Here is a 21,129-nt window from a genome sequence, read left to right as displayed (position 1 = left end):
CCTTAGGCCGTACGAGCTTGTTGACGAAAGCGAACGATCGCGCCTAATGCCATCAGGGCCAATAACCCCCCGCCGATCCACAGGGCGATGCCTTTCCAAGAAGAACCACTGACAGGTTCATCTTCGTCCTCGTGCAAATCGAGTTCGCCAGTCAGCAGGTCGTTCAGCTCACCGGCCTGAATGGTTGCGGTGATGGCAATGACGCCAGGTTTGAGCGTGTCCCTGAGGATGACTTCGTATTCACCTACGCCGTGTTTTTCGGCTTTGTATTTGCCGCCTTGGATATCGATGTCAATTTGGGCGTCATTGACCGGACTGTTGTCTGTAAAACGGTCCAGGTAAATCGTCAGCTGCTTGCCATTGACAATGCCGACCATTTCCAGATCCTCTGAAACCGCGACGAAACGCGGCAGTGCTGTTCCCTGGGTTTTTGGCGCAGCTTCCGCGTGATCGTGACCCTCACCGGCAATGGCCATAGGACTGAGTAATGTGAATATCAGCGCCATAAAGGTGGCGGCTGTTGAATGAATGATCTTCATGGTGTTCCTTGAGTTTTTGAGGGGTGTCAGCATCACTGAGGCAGCAGGCCCAAGGACTGCCGCAATGCCGAAATGGCGGAGGCCAGGTCAATTCGGCTTCGAGCGGCTTGTCTCGCGGCCTCTGCAGCCTCTGCTTCAATGCGCAAGCGGGTGGGCAGATCCGACTCGCCCAGCCTGAACGACTTGTCAAAAAAGCTGCGGGACTCGTTGGCCAGCTGGGCTCGTCGCTGCGCAGCATAAAGTTGAGTGCGTGCGGCCTCCAGACGAGCTGCAGCGCCTTGTTTGTCGGCTTGAATGCGCGCCTGCTCGAGGACCAGTTGTGACTGCACTTCTATCGCTTCGGCTTGTGCAGTCGCAAGACGGGCGTCATGCCTAGGGCCAGCACCCAAGGGCACGCGAATGCCAATCAGCACAGTCTGGCCATAGCGTTCTCCAAATGCCCCACGGCCGCGCGCTGTGGCCACCGTGAGTTCCGGGTTGGATCGCCTCTGGGCGCTGATCAGCTGAGCCGTCCGCTCGGCCATCGTGATGCGATCCTCCAGTTCAGCCAACAAGGGATGCCCCACTGACGCACCCGTATGTGGGGTCGAATCTGGCGTTGGCTCCACCGCCGCGTTGACTTTCAAGTCTGCCGGAGCCGTCCTGCCTGTCAGCGCCATCACTTGTGCCAAGGCTGCGGCAGATGCAGCTTGAGCTTGGGCGGCATGCGCTTGGGCCGCAGCGACAGCGCCTTCGGCTTGATGCTGGTCGGACTTTGCCAGATCACCCGCGTTGGTCCGTTTGGCAACATCAGCGGCGAGGCGTTGTGCATTGGCCAGTTGTTCGCTCGCCAGTTCAGCATCGACGCGAGCTCGCAACCAGCCCCACCAAGCATCCCTGACGGAAGAGGCGAGCCGCAGTTGTGAGGCGAGCAGCTTGCGCTCAACCAACGAGATTTCAGCTTGCGCCAGATCGGTACTGGCCGTGCGTTGTCCGGGTAGCCAGATGGGAACGGCGATACCCACCTCAGCTTCCCGCGCACCGCTGTTGCCTGTCATCCGGTCTGATCGCTGACTTATCTCCAGCGAGGGCGGCTCGGGGGACAGCATCGACGCGGCTTTGGCCTGGGCCTGGGCGGCATCGCGACGCGATTGAAGCGCGTGCGCCTCGGGTTGCCTTTGCCACGCCGTTTCGAAAACATCTTTCAAGGACACCGATCCACTCAACGCAGCGGCGGATGTGCCTTGTGCTTGGGCCGTCAGCACCAAGCCACTCAGGGTCATGACCGACAGCGCGATTCGAATCGGTGCCGATCTTTTTTTGTACAAACTCATAGCTCATCTCCAATGGTGAAAACATCCAAGGAGATCAGCGAGCAGCGACAACACGTCGCTAGGCGATGACGCACAACGCGCAAAGCGTCATGTGCATCCGCACACAGGGGATTCGAAAAGAGGGAAAGGTAAAGAAACCCGAGGCTCGCCGATCAGGCAAGCACGGGCCATTGAGGCCGTTCAGGGCGTTCTCTTGACAGAAGAGAAACAATGACCTGAAGGTGAAGTGGATGATTGTCAGAGACCGCTACTGTGGTCATGTTCAGATCGCTGACCGGGGTAGCTGCACAGCCCAAATGACAGGCGGCACAGTCGTGATCCATGCATACCGATTGGGCTGTGTTTTTACCGGACTCTTGGGTGTCAGCAGCCGCATGGTCGTGGCTGTGATGACCTTGGTGCTTAGCTGTAACAGTGGTTTCGTGCTCGCAATAGCCTGCCATGGCTGCCCAGCTGAACTGCAAGGGCAACAACACCAGCAAGAAAATCGCCAAATACTTTTTCATGGGTATAAATTGTAGTGGCTTAAATTTACAAGTTCACTGAATGTGCATTTGTCCTCGTAGAGGTTGAGGTCAATGGTGAGCATTTCAGATGCTTTAAAGCAAAGCAATTTCACGTTGATTTCATACGCCTGGTCGTTATTCTTAAATTGAAAACGCTTGGCGAACGACAGCTCATGGCCGATAGCAGACAACGAGCCCACTTAGTCCGATGACCGCAACCGCTGCAATGCAGACATCCATCCCAGCTCAACGTTTGTCCACTTTGGGTCGCCCTCTGCCAGTCAACTTTTACTCAATCGTTGAGTTGCCTTTAGCGCCTATTTTTCAACGTCGGACTGGTACCACAAAGCGCAGAAACTCTGACCACCATCAGACCAGTTCCGGCGGCGCTCGTAGCCCAGCCGTCTTAGCGCTATACCCAGCTCGCCTGGATGGCATTTCCCGCGCCACTTGCCTGCCAACATGGTTCGGAGTGCAGGTAGTGAGAGGCCTTGGCTCTTGATCTCTGCGGGGATGTTTGCCAGCAGCTTGGCAAGGCGATCCTCTAGCGGTGTGAGTCGCTCGGTCCACTCAGCTGTTGCTTTGGCATCAGCAATATTGGCTGTTTTTGTTTGTGCCTCAGTGATTTCATCGCAGCGGGCACGAATGGTTTCCAAATACGTAGCCATCAACTCCCTCCTGTGGTGATTCCAGCGGTGGTGGAGCGTCTGGTTTCTACGCATAGTGGTTGTGGTGGGTTTGGTGGGTTTGTTTCTTCTCCAGTAGGAAATAAAATCTTATCAGTGGGTGCAATATCGGCTGTCTGCGTGGAAATCAACCCACCAAACCCACCAAACCCACCATAAACACCAACTTCGATTGCCTCATCTGCGGCGGCAGGCGAGCCCGCTACTTGCCAGTAGGACGTATTTGAACGGCCAGTTAGCATTTCGATTCGCATGCCGTTCACTGCGACCCCACGTTTTTTCCGCAAATATTGCGCCAGAACCTTTGCACTGGGCATGCCGCGGCGGTCAAGCGCCACATCATGGATGGATGCATTCATGTGGATTGAGAGGCAAACAGTTTTGGCTTCTACAGCAGTATTCCCGAATGCTTTGTACCAGTCATGCAGAAGCTCCCCCAAAGTTGCAGTCTCGGAATCTTGTGTGGCGGCAACCCTAAGCTGTTGAATTGGATCTGTGAGGCCAGCAACACCTTGCTGTCCGAGCCAGATTACGCATTGGCGCACCAGGTCATTCCAATCTTCGAAACTAGCAAGTCGCCCTCGCACCACGCGTGGCATGCCCGCTCGGACAAAGCTCAAAAGTAGGCTCAAGGCTGCTGCTACGAGTTCTTGGCGGTTCTCGCGTACGTACTGAACGGGGTCAAGCGCAAAATTACGCTGCCATACCGCTGCTGCATCCATTCGCGGGTCAATGCGTACGATCAGAATTCGACGGACTAGATCCCCGAGGGGATTGAGGTTGTTTCCCGTCAAGATAGTCAGTAGACGGTTGGTTGCTGTCATGAGAGCGTTTCCACCCAGAACACGGTCGTTCCATTGCGGAGTGGTCAATAAACCGGCTAAGGTCGGTGACTGGATATTGCCTTCGACGTTGTCCAGCAAGAGCACTTGCTTTGCACCTATGAGGTTTGACGTGATCTTTTTTCGAAGTTCCTCCTCATCACTCACTGCTGGCGTTACTTCGCTTTGGCCGCACGCCAAAATAGACAGGCATTCTGCAAGCTTTGTCTTTCCAGCTCCGGCCACAGGTGCATCAAAGCCAATGGCTGGCGCGGTTGGCAGGGTGGGGCGGCACACTGCAGTGAGTAAACCCGCGACCATCGCTGAGCGAGACGCTCCGTTTTCGTATGGGAAGTCCTTGAATGGCAGCCACAGCTGCTCAAACGCATCGCTCAGCTCAGAGGGGGAAAGCGCTGAGATCTCTGGCCAAGGATCTACGCCAGATGCCAGCAGCAAAAGCTTGCTTTTTTCGTCATACCCGGGCTGATTGATCAATCGACCGTCAGGAGCCATGGTAGGTGCAGTAAGCACGCCATGAAGCTCGGCAAGTAATTTGTGCCCAGAGCTTGCGAGAGTCATGTTGGCAACACTATCAGGCAAATCCACAATAGCATGGTCGTCGGCGCTTTTGGGTTTACGGAGCTCAAACCAGGTGCCTGCGATTTGCTTGATGGCACTCGCGTTGAGAGGCCTGGCTCCACCGGTGCTCAGAATCTCGCACGCACTGCTAGCACGGTTGTACACCCGGCCAGATCCGGCAAGTAGGATGGCGAGCTCATCTGCGCATTCTGCGCTACGCCCTGGGCGTATCAAAAGTGTTGGCTTATACGTTCGCAGCATGTACCGCACGCCCCCGTGTGCGTGGCTGTATATGAATGGAAGGTAGCCATTGACCAGACTGATATATCCCACGCGTGGGTCGTTCCGGTAAGTCGGATCTAGTGGATCCGCGCATCGAGTGCCGTGGTGAGCCTGCGGATTTTCAAGCAACTCACGAACCGTTACCTGTTTGCCCGTAGCAAGGTGGATTACAAAATCCGGCCCAAGTTCTGACTTTTCGAGTGCCAGTTCGATAGCTTTTTTTACGGTGGTGGCATCCCCCCCATGCGCAACCATCTCAATGGTTCGTTTCGAGACATATGCATCCTTCGCCGCCGCGGCCGCAGCGGACTTCGCTGCCCGTTCAGTTTGTTTCTTCCGGCCTATCAGCTCGCGCTGGCTGTGGGACAGTAGCGGCAGACCTGCAGAATCAACCATCCGCTCATATCCCTGGCTAAATTCTGTGGCCAGCTTGTGCTGCGCCAGCGGAGGGGTACATATGGCACCACCAACAAAGTCAAGGTGCTCAGGGGTCCACACTGCCGTGTCGACCAAATTCCGCTCCAGCAGGCTCCCAGAGGCGGAAACCTTGTAATGCCCGAATCCGGATAACCACAAATGGTCGTCGATGTGCTTTCCAACTTCAGGAATGCATTTGGCGTTTGCTACGACCACGTACGCACGGCGGTTTAAGAGTCCTTGGACTTCTGCACCAGTTTCGCGGTTGTAGATCATGCTGGAGCTGGATGGCCTCAGCAGAATGTCGACGTTTTGCAGGCACTGGACGTTGTCTCGCAGGAGTTGAACGAAATCGAGGATTGGGCGCCCACTGTCGTCGTCGATCATCAAAATTCCAGGCCCGCTGGGCCACTCGAAATGTTTTCGGTCTCGGGGAATTGCCCCGACAGAACTGCCTGCGCGAGCCTGCGTGGTTATCTTCCCAATCGACGGTCCGGGGGTGCCGTAGGTGAAGGCCTGGTTTGTTGTCGCATTGTCGAGATGAACAGCAAACTCGTGCAGATCATTAACATCTTGCACAGCGAATTCACCGTCAAAGAGCGCGGCTGCGGCAACCTTTTGCATCTCGCCGGACTCATCAAGGAAGACCCGCTTTGACAGGGCTTGCATGCTCGTAATGGTCGTGAACTTAATGCTCATAAGCCGCTCCCCATGGAAGCCGAGTTGCCTTTCGTAACGGAAAGCTCACTCGCCAGGATCTCAGCAAGGCAGCACTCTCGCACGTGCTCATGCACCGCGGCTGCTCGCTTTGTTGCGTACCAGAAATCCTTAGAGTCGATTCCTGGGGCAAATGCAATGACGATACGGGTGAAGGGTTGATTGGACGCACGGCCGATTTCGACCATGGTGCCATGGCAATCAATTGCGGTGATGTAGGCGAACACCAGGTCAGCTTTTTGCAGAGCGGCGTCGTTCAGACGAATGATGTCAGCTGGGCTGTAGATGATTTCTTCTGTACATGTCCCTGTACCAGCGCCTACGCCGTGTGTGCTGGGACCGTGCAGGCAGCCGTGATCGCAGGATTGAAAAAATGGCCCCGCGTATGTGAAGTCCCGAGTTGCAATGGAGCCAAGCGACCAGGAATGCCCGCGGAGTCCGGGCATGAGTTTGTGTCGCCAGTCGTTTTTCCCGATTTTGCCCGCGAGGTAAATTGTGATGCTCATCACAGGCCCCCTTCTGTGCGGGCTGCGATCAGTCGAGCTCGGTACTCAAGTACCTCCGACTTGACCCATGCCACTCGTTTGGCCGTCACTTTGACAGGCTGGGGCGCTTCGCCGCTACGAACCTTTTCGTACCAGGTTGTTTTTCCAAATCCGAAACCTGGCAGGAATTCATCCAGGTTAGCTAGAGTTAGGTTGTCAGGGGCAAATCTGCTGGAGACGTGTTCGCTCAGCGCTTCATGGCCGTGAACAGTTGGGCGGGAATAACTCATGGTCTGATCCTCACAAAAAGTGTGATGAACAGACCTCGCATCGAACGATATGGCCGCAGCGCTACTGCGTGGCTCGGGCGTATGGTGTGGCCGTTAGAAAATTCTGCCGCGGCTTTTACCGATGTTCTCCTTCAATGCTCATCAAAGGTACAGCTCGGCAAACCGCGAACGGCGGCAACATTATAGGGCGGCGATTTTGCTATTGGCAAGGCCTTTTGAAATTTTTTTATAGCGCGAGCGCTTCTAGGGCAGGCATTGCGATTTCAGACCGCAGATGCCCATAGTGTGCTTCGATCATGCGGACCGAAGTCCCTGAAAGCTGCGCAACTGTAAGCAGGTCAAGTCCGCTGTGCACCAGGTCGGTGATAACAGAGTGACGCAGCGTGTATGCCGTTACTTCCGCCTGCAGCGCCGCAGCTCTGACGGCTTCTTTGATCGGACCCTTCCAGGAGTCTTTGTCCCAGGCCGCCCCGTCGGCTCGGGAAAATATACTTGCGTTGGCGATCTTTCCCTCGCACAAACCAGACAGTAAGGCAGCGGCTTGCGGGGGTATCTTGATTTTTCGCTGTCCGGTTTTGTCGATGCGGATCGTCAGCTGTGAGAGCCGGGCATCAAAATCTTTGACATGCAGACTTGCAAGTGCGCCTGGGCGTAGAGGTAGCACCGCAAGACCGTGCAGAAACGCTTTGATGTTGCCCGCGGCTGCCGCAATAAGTTCCGCGCGCTGGGTTTTGTCCAGGTACAAGTTTCGCCGCTGGTCTGCTGATTTTACAGGCGCCAGTTTTCCCTTCCAGGCGAAGTCGCTCGTAACCCAACCATCTTTAAATGCCAGATTCAGCGCTGCGCGAAAAGGGGTCATATCCCGGTTCAGAGTGCTTGCGGTTCTTTTTTTTGGTGTATTCGAATCGTTCTGTTCAGACTTGCTTTGGCGCGATCGCCCTCGGCGACCTTGAGTTACCGGGAGTTCAGTAAGGCGCTTGCGCCAATCACCAATGATCGCGGGGGTAAGCTTTGAGAGCTCGGTTTCGGCGAACCTTTCGATGTTGAGGACGTACCCGTCAAAACGCTTTTGAATGTCTTTGGCAGTAGAGTCGCCTTTGGTGGTTTTAATGTGGGAAACGTAGTTTTCACAGGCGTTTCGAACTGTTTTCGCCGCGGAGATACCGCCTTTGCCAATATGGGCAAACCATGCTTCAGCATCGCGTTTTGCAGCGTCAAATTTTTGGTTGTTGGCGAGATGTGCGAACGAGCCCAGGGAGTGGTGTGATTTCTTGTTGGTGCCCGGCTCGATGTATCTGGCCCACCACACCCCCACCGACTGGTTTGTTAGTTTGCGGTAGCCCAAGTGGCAGCCCTGCGCAAGTTTGTGCCAATAAGGTTCGTGCCGAGGTTTAAGTGCTGCTCGGGCGCTTACGGTCGAAATACTGTGTGTGGCCATAGGTGCGGATAAAGTGCGGATAAATATGGCGAAATTTTACGAACAATGACGAACAAATAATAGGGGTCTACACTGCGTAAATGTGTTCGTGGTAGTTCGGGATAGTTCAATAATCCCACCTTGACATGGTGGGGGTCGCTAGTTCGAATCTAGTCGCGCCTACCAAATTTGGTAGAAAAATAAGCACTTAGCGGAAACGCTAGGTGCTTTTTTATTGCTTGTATGATCCCAAACTGTTTTCAAAACTGATCAAACCATCAGAGTCGTTTTTCTGCTGGAAGGGAATTGTTGTGCTGTCCTCGATCCGACAACGGTGGTTACTTTTGGTGGCCGCTTTATGCACCTTGTTGGTGTTGCCATTTGCTGGGGCCGTTTACCGGCTGTACCCACTCGACAATCCAGTGCCGGTGACCCTTTGGGGCTTGCTGGTGATTTGCGGGTTGGCATCCGCCGCTTTGGCCTGGTTCATTTGGCGCCCCGTGGGGGCTGCTTTCCAACAACTCGAAGAATTGGCCCGGCAGCCTGATGCTTCTGTGCTGGTTTGGCCTGCCAGTGGTTTGGCTGAAGTGGATGCCCTGGGTCAGTTACTGGTGCGTTCGGCGCAGCAGCGACAACAAGTTTTGAATCAACTCACGCAAGTCATGCAGGGGCTGGCTCAAGGGCAGCTGCACCCTAGCGCATTGGACTCTGGACACAACGAGGCCCAGCAATTGGTGGCCGCAGCGCGTGCGGGCCTGTCGCATGTGCAAGCTTTGATAGACGAGTTGCACCACTTCATCCACGCCCTCTACAACGAAGTGCATGACACATCGCAGGCCGCTCAGTCGGTGACCTCGACTTGGCTGGACCACCCTTTGCTGGGACCGGCTTTGGCCAAGATGGGGCAGGGCCATGTGCAGTTGCTCAAAACGGTGCATGACATGACCACGGTGGTCGAAAAAAGTGCCATCACGCTGGCCGATTTGTCATGGCAAGCCAACACCATCAACCGGGAGATGAAGGCCTTGGCCGCCAAGGGGGCTCAGATCTCGGCTTCCTCGCGCTCCTTGGCCGACAACTCCAGCCGAGTCAGTGCCGATGCGGCCTCGGTCGCGCAGCTGGCCCAGCAGGCCCGTGACAATTCACACTTGGGGCAGCTGGAGCTGTCTCGCACCATGGAGAGCATGCGCCAGATGGGTGCGCGCACGCAGTTGGTGTCGACTTCGATCACTGGTTTGCAGTCAAGTTCTCAAAAAATCGAACACATCGTTCAGCTCATCCGCGACATCGCCAACAAAATCAATCTGTTGTCTTTGAATGCGGCGATTGAAGCGGCGCGGGCAGGCGAACACGGCAAAGGCTTTGCAGTCGTGTCTGACGAAGTGCGCAAACTGGCCGAAAAAACCTTCGAGGCCACCCAAGAGATTGACGCGAGTGTGGGCGGCATCATGAGCCAGACTGGGCAGGCGGTCAGCAACATGAATGATTTGCTCGGTGATGTGCAGGCCAATGTGGGGCAGATCGAGCAAGTTGGGCAGCGCCTGTCGGGCATTCTGGATTCGTCGAGCGTGTTGTCTGAGCAGATGGACGGCATTGTTCATGCGTCGAGCCAGTCGGCGCAGGAGGTGGCCAAGATCTCCAGTTATCTGGGCGAGATCCAAGACGAGCTGGCCAGCTTTGGTGTGCGCATCGAGTCGCAGGAAAACCAGACCCAAGCGCTGACCGAACTGAGCGAGGGCTTCTATGAAAAACTCGTGGATTTGAATCTGGAGACCACCCACAGCCGCATGTTTGTGGTGGCCCGTGCCGCAGCCGATGCGGTGCAGGCGGTGTTTGAGCAAGCGGTGGCACAAGGCACGATCAGTCAGGCAGACTTGCTCAGCCAGGAGCATGAGCCGATCCCGGGCACCAACCCGGTCAAGTACACCTCACGCTTCGATGCCTTCACCGACCGGGTGTTGCCTGCGATTCAGGAAAAGGTGCTGGCTGCGCATCCGCAACTGGTGTTTGCCATTTGCACCAACAAGAGGGCTTATGTGCCCACCCACAACGACAAGTTTGCCAAACCCCTGACAGGCCGCTACGAGGTGGATTTGGTCAACAGCCGCAGCAAACGGATTTTCAGCGACCGCACTGGCAGCCGTTGTGGTTCACACACACAGAAGATGCTGCTCCAGACCTACAAGCGCGATACCGGTGAAATCATGCACGACCTGTCGGTACCCATCCGCGTGGCGGGCACGCACTGGGGCGGTTTTCGCATGGGTTACAAGGCCGATTGAGCGGCCCTGCCGCGGCAGACACAAAAACGGGAGCCGAGGCTCCCGTTTTGCATCAGGCGTTGACCATGCCTTGGTGGCGCAGCAAAGCGTCCAGATTGGGCTCGCGGCCTCTGAAGGCCTTGAACGATTCGAGTGCCGGGCGGCTGCCACCCGCTTCCAAAATGGCTTGGCGGTACAAGCGACCCGTTTCCACGCTCGGCGATCCGTCTTCAGCAGCGGTTTCCTCAAACGCGGCATAGGCGTCTGCGCTCAGCACCTCGGCCCATTTGTAGCTGTAGTAGCCCGCCGCATAGCCGCCTGCAAAGATGTGGCTGAAGGTGTGGGCCATGCGGTTGAAGGCGGGTGGTCGCATCACGGCCACCTCGTCACGCACTTGTTGCAAAAGCGGCATGAAGTCTTGCGCGGGGTCGTGCTCGGCATGCACCAGCATGTCAAACAGCGAAAACTCGATCTGGCGCAGCGTCTGCAAGCCGCTTTGGAAGTTTTTGGCGGCCAGCATTTTGTCGAACAGCGCACGCGGCAGGGGCTCGCCGGTGTCCACATGGGCGGTCATGTGGCGCAGCACCGACCATTCCCAGCAGAAGTTTTCCATGAACTGGCTGGGCAGCTCGACCGCATCCCACTCCACGCCGCTGATGCCCGAGACATCGCGCTCGTTCACTTGGGTGAGCATGTGGTGCAGGCCGTGGCCAAACTCGTGGAAGAGGGTGATCACGTCGTCGTGTGTGAGCAAGGCCGGTTGGCCGTTCACGCCTTCGGCGAAGTTGCACACCAGGTGCGCCACAGGCGTTTGCAGCACACCCGTGTCGGGGCGCTGCCAACGGCCGCGCACATCGTCCATCCACGCGCCGCCGCGCTTGCCGGCGCGGGCTGGGGGGTCCAGATAAAACTGACCCACCAGTCGGCCTTCACGCTCGATGCGGTAAAACGCTACAGCAGGGTGCCACACGGGGGCTTGGTCGGCGCGGATGCTGACTTCGAACAAGGTTTCGATGATTCTGAACAGCCCGGCCAAGACCTTGGGCGCGGTGAAGTACTGCTTGACCTCTTGCTCGCTGAAGCTGTAGCGGGCTTCTTTGAGTTTTTCGCTCAAGTAGGGCACATCCCAGGCGTTAAGAGGACTGGTAATCCCTAAGGCGTTGGCGGCGAATTCGCGCAGGTCGGCCAAGTCTTTTTCGGCAAAGGGGCGGGCTTTGGCCGCCAGGTCGCGCAAGAAGGCGGTGACTTTTTCGGGCGACTCGGCCATTTTGGGCACGACCGACACTTGGGCGTAATTGTCAAAACCCAGCAGACGCGCTTCTTCTTGGCGAAGCGCCAGAATTTCCTGCATCAAGGGTGTGTTGTCGAAATGTTTGGCGTCATCGGGGGCTTGGTCCGAGGCGCGCGTCACATAGGCTTTGTAGAGTTGCTCACGCAGTGCGCCGCTGTCTGCGAACTGCATGACCGGCAGATACACCGGCATTTTGAGCGACAGTCGGTGGCTTTCTTTGCCTTCTTTTTGCGCGGCATCGCGGGTGGCTTGCACCACATCGGCGGGCACACCTTGGAGCTGGTCTTCGCTCACGTACAGCGAGAACTTGTCGGTCGCGTCGAGTGTGTTTTCGCTGAACTTTTGCGTGATTTCAGCCAAGCGCTCCTGAATGGCGGCATAGCGCTCTTTGGCCGCGCCTTGCAGTTCGGCACCGCCCAGGACAAAGCCGCGCAGGGCATTTTTTTGGGCTTGTTTTTGCTCTGTGTTGAGGCTGGCCGCGTCAATGGCTTTGTATTTGGCGTAGAGGCGTTCGTCGCTGCCCAAGCGCGTCCAGAACTCCGTCACGCGGGGCAGGGCGGCGTTGTAGGCGGCGCGCAATTCAGGGGTGTCGGCCACGCTGTTGAGGTGACTGACCGCTCCCCAGGCCATGCCCAACCGCTCGGTGCTCACGTCCAAGGTCTTTGCAATGGCTTTCCAGTCAGCCGGAAACTCGGCGGCGGTGACGGTGTCCAGGGCTTTTTCGGCGGCGGCCAGAAGTTCGTCCAGAGCCGGGGCCACATGCTCGGGGGCAATGCGGTCAAACAAGGGCAGGCCAGAGGTGTCGAGCAAGGGGTTGGTCATAGGACTTTCAGTGAGCAGTTCAGTGGTTACTTTGTATCACTTGGAGGCGCGTTCGGCCGCCTCAAGGGTATTGACCAGCAGCATGGTGATGGTCATGGGGCCCACGCCGCCGGGCACGGGGGTGATGTGGCTGGCGACTTCTTTCACGCCTTCAAAGTCCACATCGCCGCACAGCTTGCCTTCGTCGTTGCGGTTCATGCCCACGTCCAGCACCACCGCGCCGGGTTTGACCATGTCCGCCGTCAGCACATTACGTTTGCCAACGGCCGCCACAATCACATCGGCTTGCAGGGTCAGGGCTTTGAGGTTTTGGGTGCGCGAGTGGGCCACCGTCACCGTAGCGTCTTTTTGCAGCAGCATGAGTGCCATGGGTTTGCCCACAATGTTGCTGCGGCCAATGACCACAGCGTGTTTGCCACGCAGGTCGTAACCGATGGATTCCAGCATCTTCATGCAGCCATAGGGCGTGCAGGGCCAAAAGCCGGGCATGCCGGTCATGAGTGCACCCGCGCTGGCGATGTGAAAGCCGTCCACGTCTTTGGCGGGGCTGATGGCCTCAATGACTTTTTGGGCGTCGATGTGCGCGGGCAGGGGCAGTTGCACCAAGATGCCGTGGATGCTCGGGTCGTTGTTGAGCGCTTCCACCCGAGCCAACAAGTCGGCTTCGGTCATGGTGGCTTCGTATTTCTCCAGCACCGAATGCAGGCCGCTGTCTTCGCAAGCTTTGACCTTGTTGCGCACATAAACCTGGCTGGCCGGGTTGTCGCCGACCAGCACCACGGCCAGGCCTGGTGTCACGCCCTTGGCTTTGAGGGCTTGGGCGCGGGTGGCGACTTCGGTGCGCAGTTGTGTGGAGAGGGCGTTGCCGTCGATGCGTTGTGCGGTCATGTGAGAGAACCCCAAAAGTCAGAAAGAAAATGCAAAACGCCCGGCAGGTGCGGGCGTTGGATACAGGCGTTTCGGCGCAGGAAAGGAGATCAGGCCTTGGGTGCGTTTTGCCCGAGCGCGATCTTGAGCAGATCGGCCACGGTGTTGGCGTTGAGCTTTTCCATGATGTTGGCGCGATGCGCTTCCACCGTCTTGATGCTGATGCCCAGATCGTCGGCGATTTGCTTGTTCAAGCGTCCTGCGACGATCCGCTCGAGCACTTGGGCTTCGCGGCCGGTCAGTTTGGACAGCAGTGCATCGCGGCTGGCCGCTTGCTGGTAGTCGGAGAACGAGTCACGGGCTTCGTCGAGCATGCGCTCGACCAGACCCAGCAGTTCTTCTTCTTTGAAGGGCTTTTGGATGAAGTCCATGGCACCTTTTTTCATGGTGTTCACCGCCATGGGCACGTCGCCGTGACCGGTGATGAACACGATGGGCAGAGGTGACTTGCGCTCGATCAAGCGGTCTTGCAGCTCCAGACCGGTCATGCCGCCCATGCGAATATCAGCGATCAGGCAGGCCACTTCGCGAGGGTCGTAGCGGCTGATGAAGGATTCGGCACTGTCAAAACAGCGCACCCGGTAGTCCTTGCCCTCGAGCAACCACTGCAGGGAATCGCGCACTGCTTCGTCGTCATCAACGACATAAACCGTGCCTTTTTTTGGTATCAAACTCATTCATTTACCCCAGTGGGTTGTAGTGTGGTCAATGGGTTTCGACCGGTATCCAGAAGGAGAATCGACATCCTGTCACTTCGCCCGAATTGTAGAGGTTCTCGGAAGTGATTCTGCCCTGGTGGGATTCGATGATGCTGCGGCATAAATTCAGGCCAATGCCCATGCCTTCGACCTTGGTTGAGAAAAAGGCCTCGTACACCCGCTCTGTGTCCTCTAACGGCAAGCCTTGCCCGGTATCGGTCACTGAAAATTCAACCACCGATTGCTGGTCGATTTGCTTGGGCACGATGCGCAATTCCACCTGACGTTGACCGGCCGGGCGCTGGGCGTTGTCGATGGATTCGGCGGCGTTTTTCATGAGGTTGATCAGCACCTGCTCGATCAGGATCGGGTCCACCATCAACTGCGGCAGACGCGCGGCCACATGGTGTGTCAGTCGCACGTTGCGCCGGCGCATCTCGATCTCAGCGAGTTCCAGCGATTCACTGACCATGGCCGAGACATCGGATAGGGTGCGGTTGGGTTCGCTGCGTTTGACGAAGCTGCGGATGCGCAAAATGATTTGCCCAGCACGTTGCGCCTGACGGGCCGTTTTGTCCAGGGCCGACAACAGGTCCTCTTCTTTGACCTGTTGTGATTTGATGCGCGAAATCATGCCACTGCAGTAATTGCTGATGGCCGTCAGCGGCTGGTTGAGTTCGTGTGCCACGCTCGACGCCATCTCGCCCATGGTGATCAGGCGGCTGGCGGTTTGGGCACGTTCAGCTTGTTGGGCGGCCAGCTCTTCGGCTTGGCGGCGTGGGGTGATGTCGCTGGCGATCACCATCTGCGCCAGTCGACCATCGGCCCAATTGATGTAGCGCGAGCGCACTTCCAGCCACTTGCCCAATTCTGTGACAAATATTTCTGCGTTTTCTGAACTGGCCACGGTCAGGCTTTCGGTGGGCAGGCCTGCCATGTCGTCCACATCATCAGAGGCCTGTTCGCCGTTGTAGGCCCCGGCTTGCTGCACCAGGCGCAAATGGCCTTCGGTGTTCTGGCCAAACCAAAGTCGATAGAGTTTGTTGGCAAACAGCAGCTCTTGGCTGCCCAAAGGAGCCACCGAGACCGACGCGTCCAGCGCTTCCAGAACAATGGTGAAGCGCTCGTGCGAACTGGCCAGTTGTTCCCGAATCCGGTTGGGCTCGGTGATGTCGGTCATCGACGTCATCCAGCCGGTTTGCTTGCCCGTGGCATCGATCAGGGGCGACACATACATGCGGGCATCAAACAACTGGCCGTTTTTGCGTTTGACCCGCACCTGGAAGCCGCCCGCTGAGTGCTGGCCGCTGATTTCTTCTTCCAGCCGCTTCATCAGCAATTCGCGGTCCTGGTCTGGCCAATAAGGGAAAGGGGCCACGGCGCCCACCAGGTCGTTTTCGCTCCAGCCGGTCATTTGGCAAAAGGCGGGGTTGACGTAGGTGATCCGCCCGCGCAGGTCCAGGGCCCGCATGCCTGTGAGCATGGAGTTTTCCATGGCGCGGCGGAAATTGGTTTCGGCCACCAAGGCTTTTTGGGCCTGCAGCCGCCTGCGGGTGTGACGCCAGTTGCCAATCAGCATCCAGGCGGTCATGACGCTGAGCACGCTGACCAGCCAGAACAGACCGCTGCCCACCAGGCCTTGAGAGGTGCGCCACGCTTGGGCACGTAAGACCAGGTCGTTGCCCACCGGTGAGACGGGCACCTCGTAGTCGTTATTTCGCCTGTCGCTGCCTGGCAGCAGTCGCCACAGCGCAATGCGCTCGGGAATGACTTGACCGGCCAGCAAGCGGCTGCTGCCGTCTTGAAGGGCCACTGCATATTTGGCCAGCACCTCAGTGGGTATGCCGTAACGCAGCAGGCCCTCCATGCTGTACTCGGCCAAGATCACGCCGGCGAAACGTCCCTGGTCGTTGGTCAGGGGTGTGTGCAGTTGCAGCACCGACATCTGGGTGTCGCGATCCGCTTCGGCATCCAGCTGGCCGTAAATAGGCTGCATCAGGTCACGTGCCAAACTGAAGTGGCTTTCAGATTCACCGATTTTCAGCACCGTGCCCGCCCGCAGTTGTTGACTGGGAGCGATGCTGGAGATGCTCTGGTTGGCCACGATGCGGCGGCGGTCATCGATCCAGGTCAGTGACAAAAATTCTGGGTACTGCTGCACCAGCGCTTCGGCGCGTGACAAAAACTGGTCGGTGCGGATTTCTTTGTTGGACACATCGCGTGCCAAGCGCATGACCTGCTCTTGGCGCTCCAACAAACGCAGGCGCAGGCGCTGCTGGGCGTATTCGACATCACGCTTGATGGCTTCTTGCTCGCGTTCCATCTCCTCGACGCGCAGGTACCAGAACGCGGTGGCGATGGCGGCCAAAAAAAGCACCACCGCAGCCACAGGGGCGAGGTTGGCGAAACGGTCCTGCCGGTTGGGCGACTGGCTGCGCCACCACGACAGCCACCAAGCCCACGGACCGACTTTGGTCACCACCGATGCTGCTTTGTTCAATTCCATACCAAGGAGTTTAGAGGACAAGCTGAGTCGTCTTGACTTGAAAGGATTTCAAAAAGTTATGGCCGATGGTCAAATAATTTCATAATACAAAATCAATAGGCACTATTTGAAATTTTCGGCAAATCATGGGAAAATCCAGGCATCATTTACCCACAACATTCACTTCAGGAGACAAGCATGACAGCGGCAACACCACAACAACCGGGCCGTGACCTGGACAGCCAGGAAACCCGTGAATGGATGGACGCCCTGTCCGCCGTGATCGAAAAAGCGGGCCCTGAGCGCGCCCACTTTCTGCTCGAGGAACTGCTGGAAGAAGCCCGCCAGCACAGCATTGACTTGCCGTTTTCTGCCACGACGGGGTATGTCAACACGATTGAGCCTACCGAAGAAGCCCGTTGCCCCGGCAACATCGAGATCGAAGAGCGCCTGCGCGCCTACATGCGCTGGAACGCCATGGCCATGGTGGTCAAAGCCAACCGCCACAACCCGGCAGACGGCGGTGATTTGGGCGGCCACATCGGCTCCTTTGCCTCCTTGGCCCACATGTTTGGTGCCGGTTTCAACCATTTTTGGCATGCCGAGAACGAAAACCACGGCGGCGACTGTCTCTACATCCAAGGCCACGTGTCGCCCGGCGTCTATGCCCGCGCTTACCTCGAAGGCCGCCTGACCGAAGAGCAGTTGCTCAACTTCCGCCAGGAAGTGGACGGCAATGGCTTGTCGAGCTACCCGCACCCCAAACTCATGCCCGAGTTCTGGCAGTTCCCCACCGTGTCCATGGGTTTGGGCCCCTTGATGGCGATCTACCAAGCGCGATTTTTGAAATACCTGCACGCCCGTGGCATTGCCAACACAGAAAACCGCAAGGTTTGGGTGTTCTGCGGTGACGGCGAGATGGACGAGGTCGAATCGCTGGGCGCGATTGGCTTGGCCGCCCGCGAGAACCTGGACAACCTGATTTTTGTTGTCAACTGCAACTTGCAGCGCCTTGACGGCCCAGTGCGTGGCAACGGCAAGATCGTGCAAGAACTCGAAGGTGAGTTCCGTGGCTCCGGCTGGAACGTTATCAAGCTGCTTTGGGGCAGCGAGTGGGACAGTCTCCTGGCCCGCGACAAAGACGGCGCTTTGCGCAAGTTGATGATGGAAACCTTGGACGGCGACTACCAAGCCTTCAAAGCCAACGATGGCGCTTATGTGCGCAAGCATTTCTTTGGCCGCGATCCGCGCACGCTGGAGATGGTGGCGCACCTGTCGGACAACGACATCTGGAACCTCAAGCGCGGCGGTCATGACCCGCAAAAGGTGTACGCCGCCTACCACAAGGCCGTCAACACCAAGGGTCAGCCCACGGTGCTGCTCATCAAAACCGTCAAAGGTTTTGGCATGGGCAAAGCGGGCGAGGGCAAGAACACGGTCCACCAGACCAAGAAGCTCACGGACGATGACATCAAGTACATGCGCGACCGTTTCAACATCCCGATTCCTGACAGCGAACTGGCCAACATTCCGTTTTACAAGCCCGCTGACGACACGCCCGAAATGCGTTACCTGCACGAGCGCCGCCAGGCCCTGGGTGGCTACCTGCCCAAGCGCCGCGCCAAGGCCGATGAAAGCTTCACGGTGCCTTCGCTGGAGACCTTCAAAGCTGTGATGGAGCCCACCGCCGAAGGCCGTGAGATCTCTACCACCCAAGCCTATGTGCGTTTCTTGACCCAGTTGCTGCGCGACCAAGCCTTGGGCCCACGCGTGGTGCCTATCTTGGTGGACGAAGCTCGCACTTTCGGTATGGAAGGCCTGTTCCGTCAAATCGGTATTTACAACCCCGCAGGTCAGCAGTACACCCCGGTCGACAAAGACCAGGTCATGTACTACAAGGAAGACAAGGCCGGTCAGATCCTGCAAGAAGGCATCAACGAAGCCGGCGGCATGTCCAGCTGGATCGCTGCGGCCACCAGCTACTCCACCAGCAACCGCATCATGTTGCCGTTCTACGTGTACTACTCGATGTTCGGTTTCCAGCGCATTGGCGATTTGGCCTGGGCGGCGGGCGACATGCAAGCTCGCGGCTTCTTGTTGGGTGGCACATCGGGCCGCACCACTTTGAACGGTGAAGGCTTGCAACACGAAGACGGTCACAGCCACATCATGGCCAACACCATCCCCAACTGCGTGTCTTATGACCCCACCTTTGCACATGAAGTCGGTGTCATCCTGCACCACGGCTTGAAGCGCATGGTCGAGAAGCAAGACAACGTCTTCTACTACCTGACCTTGCTCAACGAAAACTACGCCATGCCAGGCCTGACGCCCGGCACCGAAGAGCAGATCATCAAGGGCATGTACATGTGCAAGCCCGGTGCCGCCGGCGACAAGCGCGTGCAACTGCTGGGTTCGGGCACCATCTTGCGCGAGTCGATTGCCGCCCAAACCCTGCTGGCCACTGACTGGGGCATTCAGGCCGATGTGTGGAGCTGCCCAAGCTTCAACGAACTGACCCGCGATGGCCAAGACGCCGAGCGCCACAACATGCTCCACCCCATGGAGGCGCCGCGTGTGTCGTTTGTGGGCCAACAGCTGGCTGCACACAGTGGCCCCGTGGTCGCATCGACCGACTACATGAAGGCCTATGCCGAGCAAATCCGTCCGTTCATTCCAAAGGACCGCACCTACAAAGTGTTGGGCACCGACGGTTTTGGCCGCTCTGACTTCCGCAGCAAGCTGCGCGAACACTTCGAGGTCAACCGCCACTACATCGTGGTCGCCGCGCTCAAGGCGCTGAGCGAAGAGGGCAAAGTTCCTGTTGCGCAAGTGGCTGAAGCGATCCAAAAGTACGGCATCAAAACCGACAAGATCAACCCCTTGTACGCATAAAAACTGGAGACAAACATGGCACTGGTAGAAGTTCAAGTCCCAGACATCGGGGATTTCGATGAAGTGACCGTCATTGAGTTGATGGTCAAAGTGGGCGACACCGTCAAAGCTGAGCAGTCGCTGATTACCGTCGAGTCTGACAAAGCCTCTATGGAAATCCCGTCAAGCACCGCAGGCGTCGTCAAGGAAATGCGCGTGGCCCTGGGCGACAAGGTCAAGCAAGGCTCCGTCGTGCTGGTGGTGGAGGCCGTTGCTGCCGCACCCGCAGCAGCGAGCGCAGCCCCTAGCTCGACAAGCCCATCACCCGTCATTGCGAGCGAAGCGCGGCAAACCAATCCAGCACCTGCTGCACCAGCCGCATCTGGCCCTGTTCAGGTGCATGTGCCTGATATCGGTGACTTCAAAGACGTGGCCGTCATCGAAGTCATGGTCAAGCCTGGCGACACCATCAAGATCGAGCAATCGCTGATCACCGTGGAGTCTGACAAGGCCTCGATGGAAATCCCGTCCTCACACGCTGGCGTGCTCAAAGAGCTCAAAGTCAAAGTGGGCGACACCGTCAACATCGGTGACTTGTTGGCGATTCTGGAAGGCACTGTGACTGTTGCTGCGCCTGTGGCGGTGGCGGTTGCTGCAGCCCCTGCGGCTTCTGCGGCTGTGGCTTCGGCACCCGCTGCTGCGCCAACCCCAGTGGCTGCAGCCGTCGCTGCGGTGGCAGCACCTGCCCACGCACCCGGCGGCACCACGCTGGGCTTGCCCCACGCCTCGCCCTCCGTGCGCAAGTTCGCCCGTGAGCTGGGTGTGCCGCTCGCAGAAGTCATAGGTTCGGGCCTCAAAGGCCGGATCACAGAGGCCGATGTACAAGCCTTCACCCAGGCGGTCATGTCGGGTGCTGCACAAACCAAGGCGCAAGCGGCCAAAGCCCCTGCGCAGGCTTCGGGTGGCGGCGGCTCCGAGTTGGGTCTGATCCCATGGCCCAAGGTGGACTTTGCCAAGTTCGGCCCCATCGAGCGCAAAGAAATGGGCCGCATCAAGAAGATCAGCGGTGCGAATTTGTTGCGCAACGCCATCATGATCCCGGCCGTCACCAACCACGACGATGCCGACATCACCGACCTCGAAGCCTTCCGTGTCTCGACCAACAAAGAGAACGAGAAGAGCGGCGTGAAGGTGACCATGCTGGCTTTCTTGATCAAGGCTTGCGTGGCCGCGCTCAAGAAATACCCCGAGTTCAACAGCAGCCTGGACGGCGACGCACTGGTCTATAAAAACTACTGGCACATCGGCTTTGCCGCTGACACGCCCAATGGTTTGATGGTGCCCGTCATCCGCGATTGCGACAAAAAAGGCGTGCTGCAGATCAGCCAGGAAATGGGTGAGCTGGCCAAGAAAGCCCGCGACGGCAAACTCGGCCCCGCAGAAATGACAGGCGCAACCTTCACCATCTCCAGCCTCGGCGGCATTGGTGGCAAGTACTTCACGCCCATCATCAACGCGCCCGAAGTAGCCATTTTGGGTGTGTGCAAGAGCACCATGGAACCCGTCTGGGACGGCAAGCAGTTTGTGCCCCGCCTGATGCTGCCTTTGTCGCTGACATGGGACCACCGCGTCATCGACGGCGCCGCAGCGGCACGCTTCAACGCGTTCCTCGGTCAAATCCTCAGCGACTTCCGTCGCGTGTTGCTCTAAGGACAGACC

The 21,129-nt window shown here is 57.7% G+C and carries 15 protein-coding genes and 1 tRNA gene; 4 read left to right on the top strand and 12 right to left on the bottom strand.

Annotated elements, in window-relative coordinates:
• Positions 1–2: 2 nt before the first annotated feature.
• From B9Z50_RS08140 to B9Z50_RS08100, 8 genes are all read right to left on the bottom strand, one after another.
• Complete coding sequence (locus B9Z50_RS08140; protein WP_233249808.1) at positions 3–539, bottom strand: hypothetical protein; 537 nt, start codon at positions 537–539, stop codon at positions 3–5.
• Positions 540–571: 32 nt separating this feature from the next.
• Positions 572–1,852 carry a TolC family protein gene (locus B9Z50_RS08135; protein WP_108363130.1) on the bottom strand — a complete coding sequence of 427 codons (1,281 nt, stop codon included), beginning with the start codon at positions 1,850–1,852 and terminating at the stop codon, positions 572–574.
• Between the two features lie 152 nt (positions 1,853–2,004).
• Positions 2,005–2,358: a cation efflux protein, CzcI family gene (gene czcI / locus B9Z50_RS08130; protein ID WP_108363129.1), complete on the bottom strand. Its 354-nt coding sequence runs from the start codon at positions 2,356–2,358 to the stop codon at positions 2,005–2,007.
• A gap of 317 nt (positions 2,359–2,675) precedes the next feature.
• A complete protein-coding gene (locus B9Z50_RS08120; protein WP_108363127.1) occupies positions 2,676–3,026 on the bottom strand; it encodes a hypothetical protein in 351 nt (116 codons plus the stop codon).
• Complete coding sequence (locus B9Z50_RS08115) at positions 3,026–5,842, bottom strand: hypothetical protein (RefSeq protein ID WP_108363126.1); 2,817 nt, start codon at positions 5,840–5,842, stop codon at positions 3,026–3,028. The genes B9Z50_RS08120 and B9Z50_RS08115 overlap by 1 nt, the downstream gene beginning before the upstream one ends.
• Positions 5,839–6,366 (bottom strand): hypothetical protein, encoded by a 528-nt coding sequence (locus tag B9Z50_RS08110; protein WP_108363125.1) that lies wholly within the window; start codon positions 6,364–6,366, stop codon positions 5,839–5,841. Before B9Z50_RS08110 ends, B9Z50_RS08115 begins: the two co-directional genes overlap by 4 nt.
• Positions 6,366–6,635 (bottom strand): AlpA family transcriptional regulator, encoded by a 270-nt coding sequence (locus B9Z50_RS08105; protein ID WP_108363124.1) that lies wholly within the window; start codon positions 6,633–6,635, stop codon positions 6,366–6,368. The genes B9Z50_RS08110 and B9Z50_RS08105 overlap by 1 nt, the downstream gene beginning before the upstream one ends.
• A 226-nt stretch (positions 6,636–6,861) precedes the next feature.
• The gene (locus B9Z50_RS08100; RefSeq protein WP_233249807.1) at positions 6,862–7,980 is read right to left on the bottom strand and encodes a site-specific integrase; all 1,119 of its coding nucleotides are present in this window, start codon (positions 7,978–7,980) and stop codon (positions 6,862–6,864) included.
• A gap of 173 nt (positions 7,981–8,153) precedes the next feature.
• On the opposite strand from B9Z50_RS08100, the gene B9Z50_RS08095 reads away from it, so the two are divergent.
• Positions 8,154–8,238: transfer RNA gene (locus B9Z50_RS08095), tRNA-Val, on the top strand.
• 161 nt (positions 8,239–8,399) lie between these two features.
• Positions 8,400–10,334 (top strand): methyl-accepting chemotaxis protein, encoded by a 1,935-nt coding sequence (locus B9Z50_RS08090; RefSeq protein WP_146183184.1) that lies wholly within the window; start codon positions 8,400–8,402, stop codon positions 10,332–10,334.
• A 52-nt stretch (positions 10,335–10,386) separates the two neighbouring features.
• Here the strand turns inward: B9Z50_RS08090 and B9Z50_RS08085 are convergent, their stop codons facing one another.
• The 4 genes from B9Z50_RS08085 to B9Z50_RS08070 all read right to left on the bottom strand — a co-directional run bounded on the left by B9Z50_RS08085 (position 10,387) and on the right by B9Z50_RS08070 (position 16,557).
• Positions 10,387–12,426 carry a M3 family metallopeptidase gene (locus B9Z50_RS08085; RefSeq protein WP_108363121.1) on the bottom strand — a complete coding sequence of 680 codons (2,040 nt, stop codon included), beginning with the start codon at positions 12,424–12,426 and terminating at the stop codon, positions 10,387–10,389.
• Between the two features lie 36 nt (positions 12,427–12,462).
• Positions 12,463–13,314, bottom strand: coding sequence for a bifunctional methylenetetrahydrofolate dehydrogenase/methenyltetrahydrofolate cyclohydrolase FolD (gene folD, locus B9Z50_RS08080; RefSeq protein ID WP_108363120.1), 852 nt, complete (start codon positions 13,312–13,314; stop codon positions 12,463–12,465).
• An 89-nt stretch (positions 13,315–13,403) separates the two neighbouring features.
• Positions 13,404–14,030 (bottom strand): response regulator transcription factor, encoded by a 627-nt coding sequence (locus B9Z50_RS08075; RefSeq protein ID WP_090142963.1) that lies wholly within the window; start codon positions 14,028–14,030, stop codon positions 13,404–13,406.
• Between the two features lie 28 nt (positions 14,031–14,058).
• Positions 14,059–16,557, bottom strand: a complete 2,499-nt coding sequence (locus tag B9Z50_RS08070; RefSeq protein ID WP_108363119.1) for a PAS domain S-box protein — start codon at positions 16,555–16,557, stop codon at positions 14,059–14,061.
• A gap of 177 nt (positions 16,558–16,734) precedes the next feature.
• Between B9Z50_RS08070 and aceE the strand changes: the two genes are divergently transcribed.
• Positions 16,735–19,431: a pyruvate dehydrogenase (acetyl-transferring), homodimeric type gene (aceE, locus tag B9Z50_RS08065; RefSeq protein WP_108363118.1), complete on the top strand. Its 2,697-nt coding sequence runs from the start codon at positions 16,735–16,737 to the stop codon at positions 19,429–19,431.
• A gap of 15 nt (positions 19,432–19,446) precedes the next feature.
• On the top strand, positions 19,447–21,120 hold the full coding sequence (gene aceF / locus B9Z50_RS08060) for a dihydrolipoyllysine-residue acetyltransferase (RefSeq protein ID WP_108363117.1): 1,674 nt from the start codon (positions 19,447–19,449) through the stop codon (positions 21,118–21,120).
• Positions 21,121–21,129: the final 9 nt, after the last annotated feature.

Source organism: Limnohabitans sp. Bal53 (assembly GCF_003063355.1).
In the GTDB taxonomy this organism is placed as follows: Bacteria; Pseudomonadota; Gammaproteobacteria; order Burkholderiales; family Burkholderiaceae_C; genus Limnohabitans_A.
The sequence above is the reverse complement of the archived record's forward strand: the minus strand, read 5'-3'. Positions and strand labels throughout refer to the sequence as shown.

What these genes read in the sequence shown, in the direction of transcription:
- aceE (WP_108363118.1), top strand. Translation starts at nt 16,735, where the DNA reads ATGACAGCGGCAACACCACAACAACCGGGCCGTGACCTGGACAGCCAG.
- B9Z50_RS08075 (WP_090142963.1), bottom strand. Translation starts at nt 14,030, where the DNA reads ATGAGTTTGATACCAAAAAAAGGCACGGTTTATGTCGTTGATGACGAC.
- B9Z50_RS08135 (WP_108363130.1), bottom strand. Translation starts at nt 1,852, where the DNA reads ATGAGTTTGTACAAAAAAAGATCGGCACCGATTCGAATCGCGCTGTCG.
- B9Z50_RS08115 (WP_108363126.1), bottom strand. Translation starts at nt 5,842, where the DNA reads ATGAGCATTAAGTTCACGACCATTACGAGCATGCAAGCCCTGTCAAAG.
- B9Z50_RS08110 (WP_108363125.1), bottom strand. Translation starts at nt 6,366, where the DNA reads ATGAGCATCACAATTTACCTCGCGGGCAAAATCGGGAAAAACGACTGG.
- B9Z50_RS08105 (WP_108363124.1), bottom strand. Translation starts at nt 6,635, where the DNA reads ATGAGTTATTCCCGCCCAACTGTTCACGGCCATGAAGCGCTGAGCGAA.
- B9Z50_RS08120 (WP_108363127.1), bottom strand. Translation starts at nt 3,026, where the DNA reads ATGGCTACGTATTTGGAAACCATTCGTGCCCGCTGCGATGAAATCACT.
- B9Z50_RS08085 (WP_108363121.1), bottom strand. Translation starts at nt 12,426, where the DNA reads ATGACCAACCCCTTGCTCGACACCTCTGGCCTGCCCTTGTTTGACCGC.
- czcI (WP_108363129.1), bottom strand. Translation starts at nt 2,358, where the DNA reads ATGAAAAAGTATTTGGCGATTTTCTTGCTGGTGTTGTTGCCCTTGCAG.
- folD (WP_108363120.1), bottom strand. Translation starts at nt 13,314, where the DNA reads ATGACCGCACAACGCATCGACGGCAACGCCCTCTCCACACAACTGCGC.
- aceF (WP_108363117.1), top strand. Translation starts at nt 19,447, where the DNA reads ATGGCACTGGTAGAAGTTCAAGTCCCAGACATCGGGGATTTCGATGAA.
- B9Z50_RS08070 (WP_108363119.1), bottom strand. Translation starts at nt 16,557, where the DNA reads ATGGAATTGAACAAAGCAGCATCGGTGGTGACCAAAGTCGGTCCGTGG.
- B9Z50_RS08140 (WP_233249808.1), bottom strand. Translation starts at nt 539, where the DNA reads ATGAAGATCATTCATTCAACAGCCGCCACCTTTATGGCGCTGATATTC.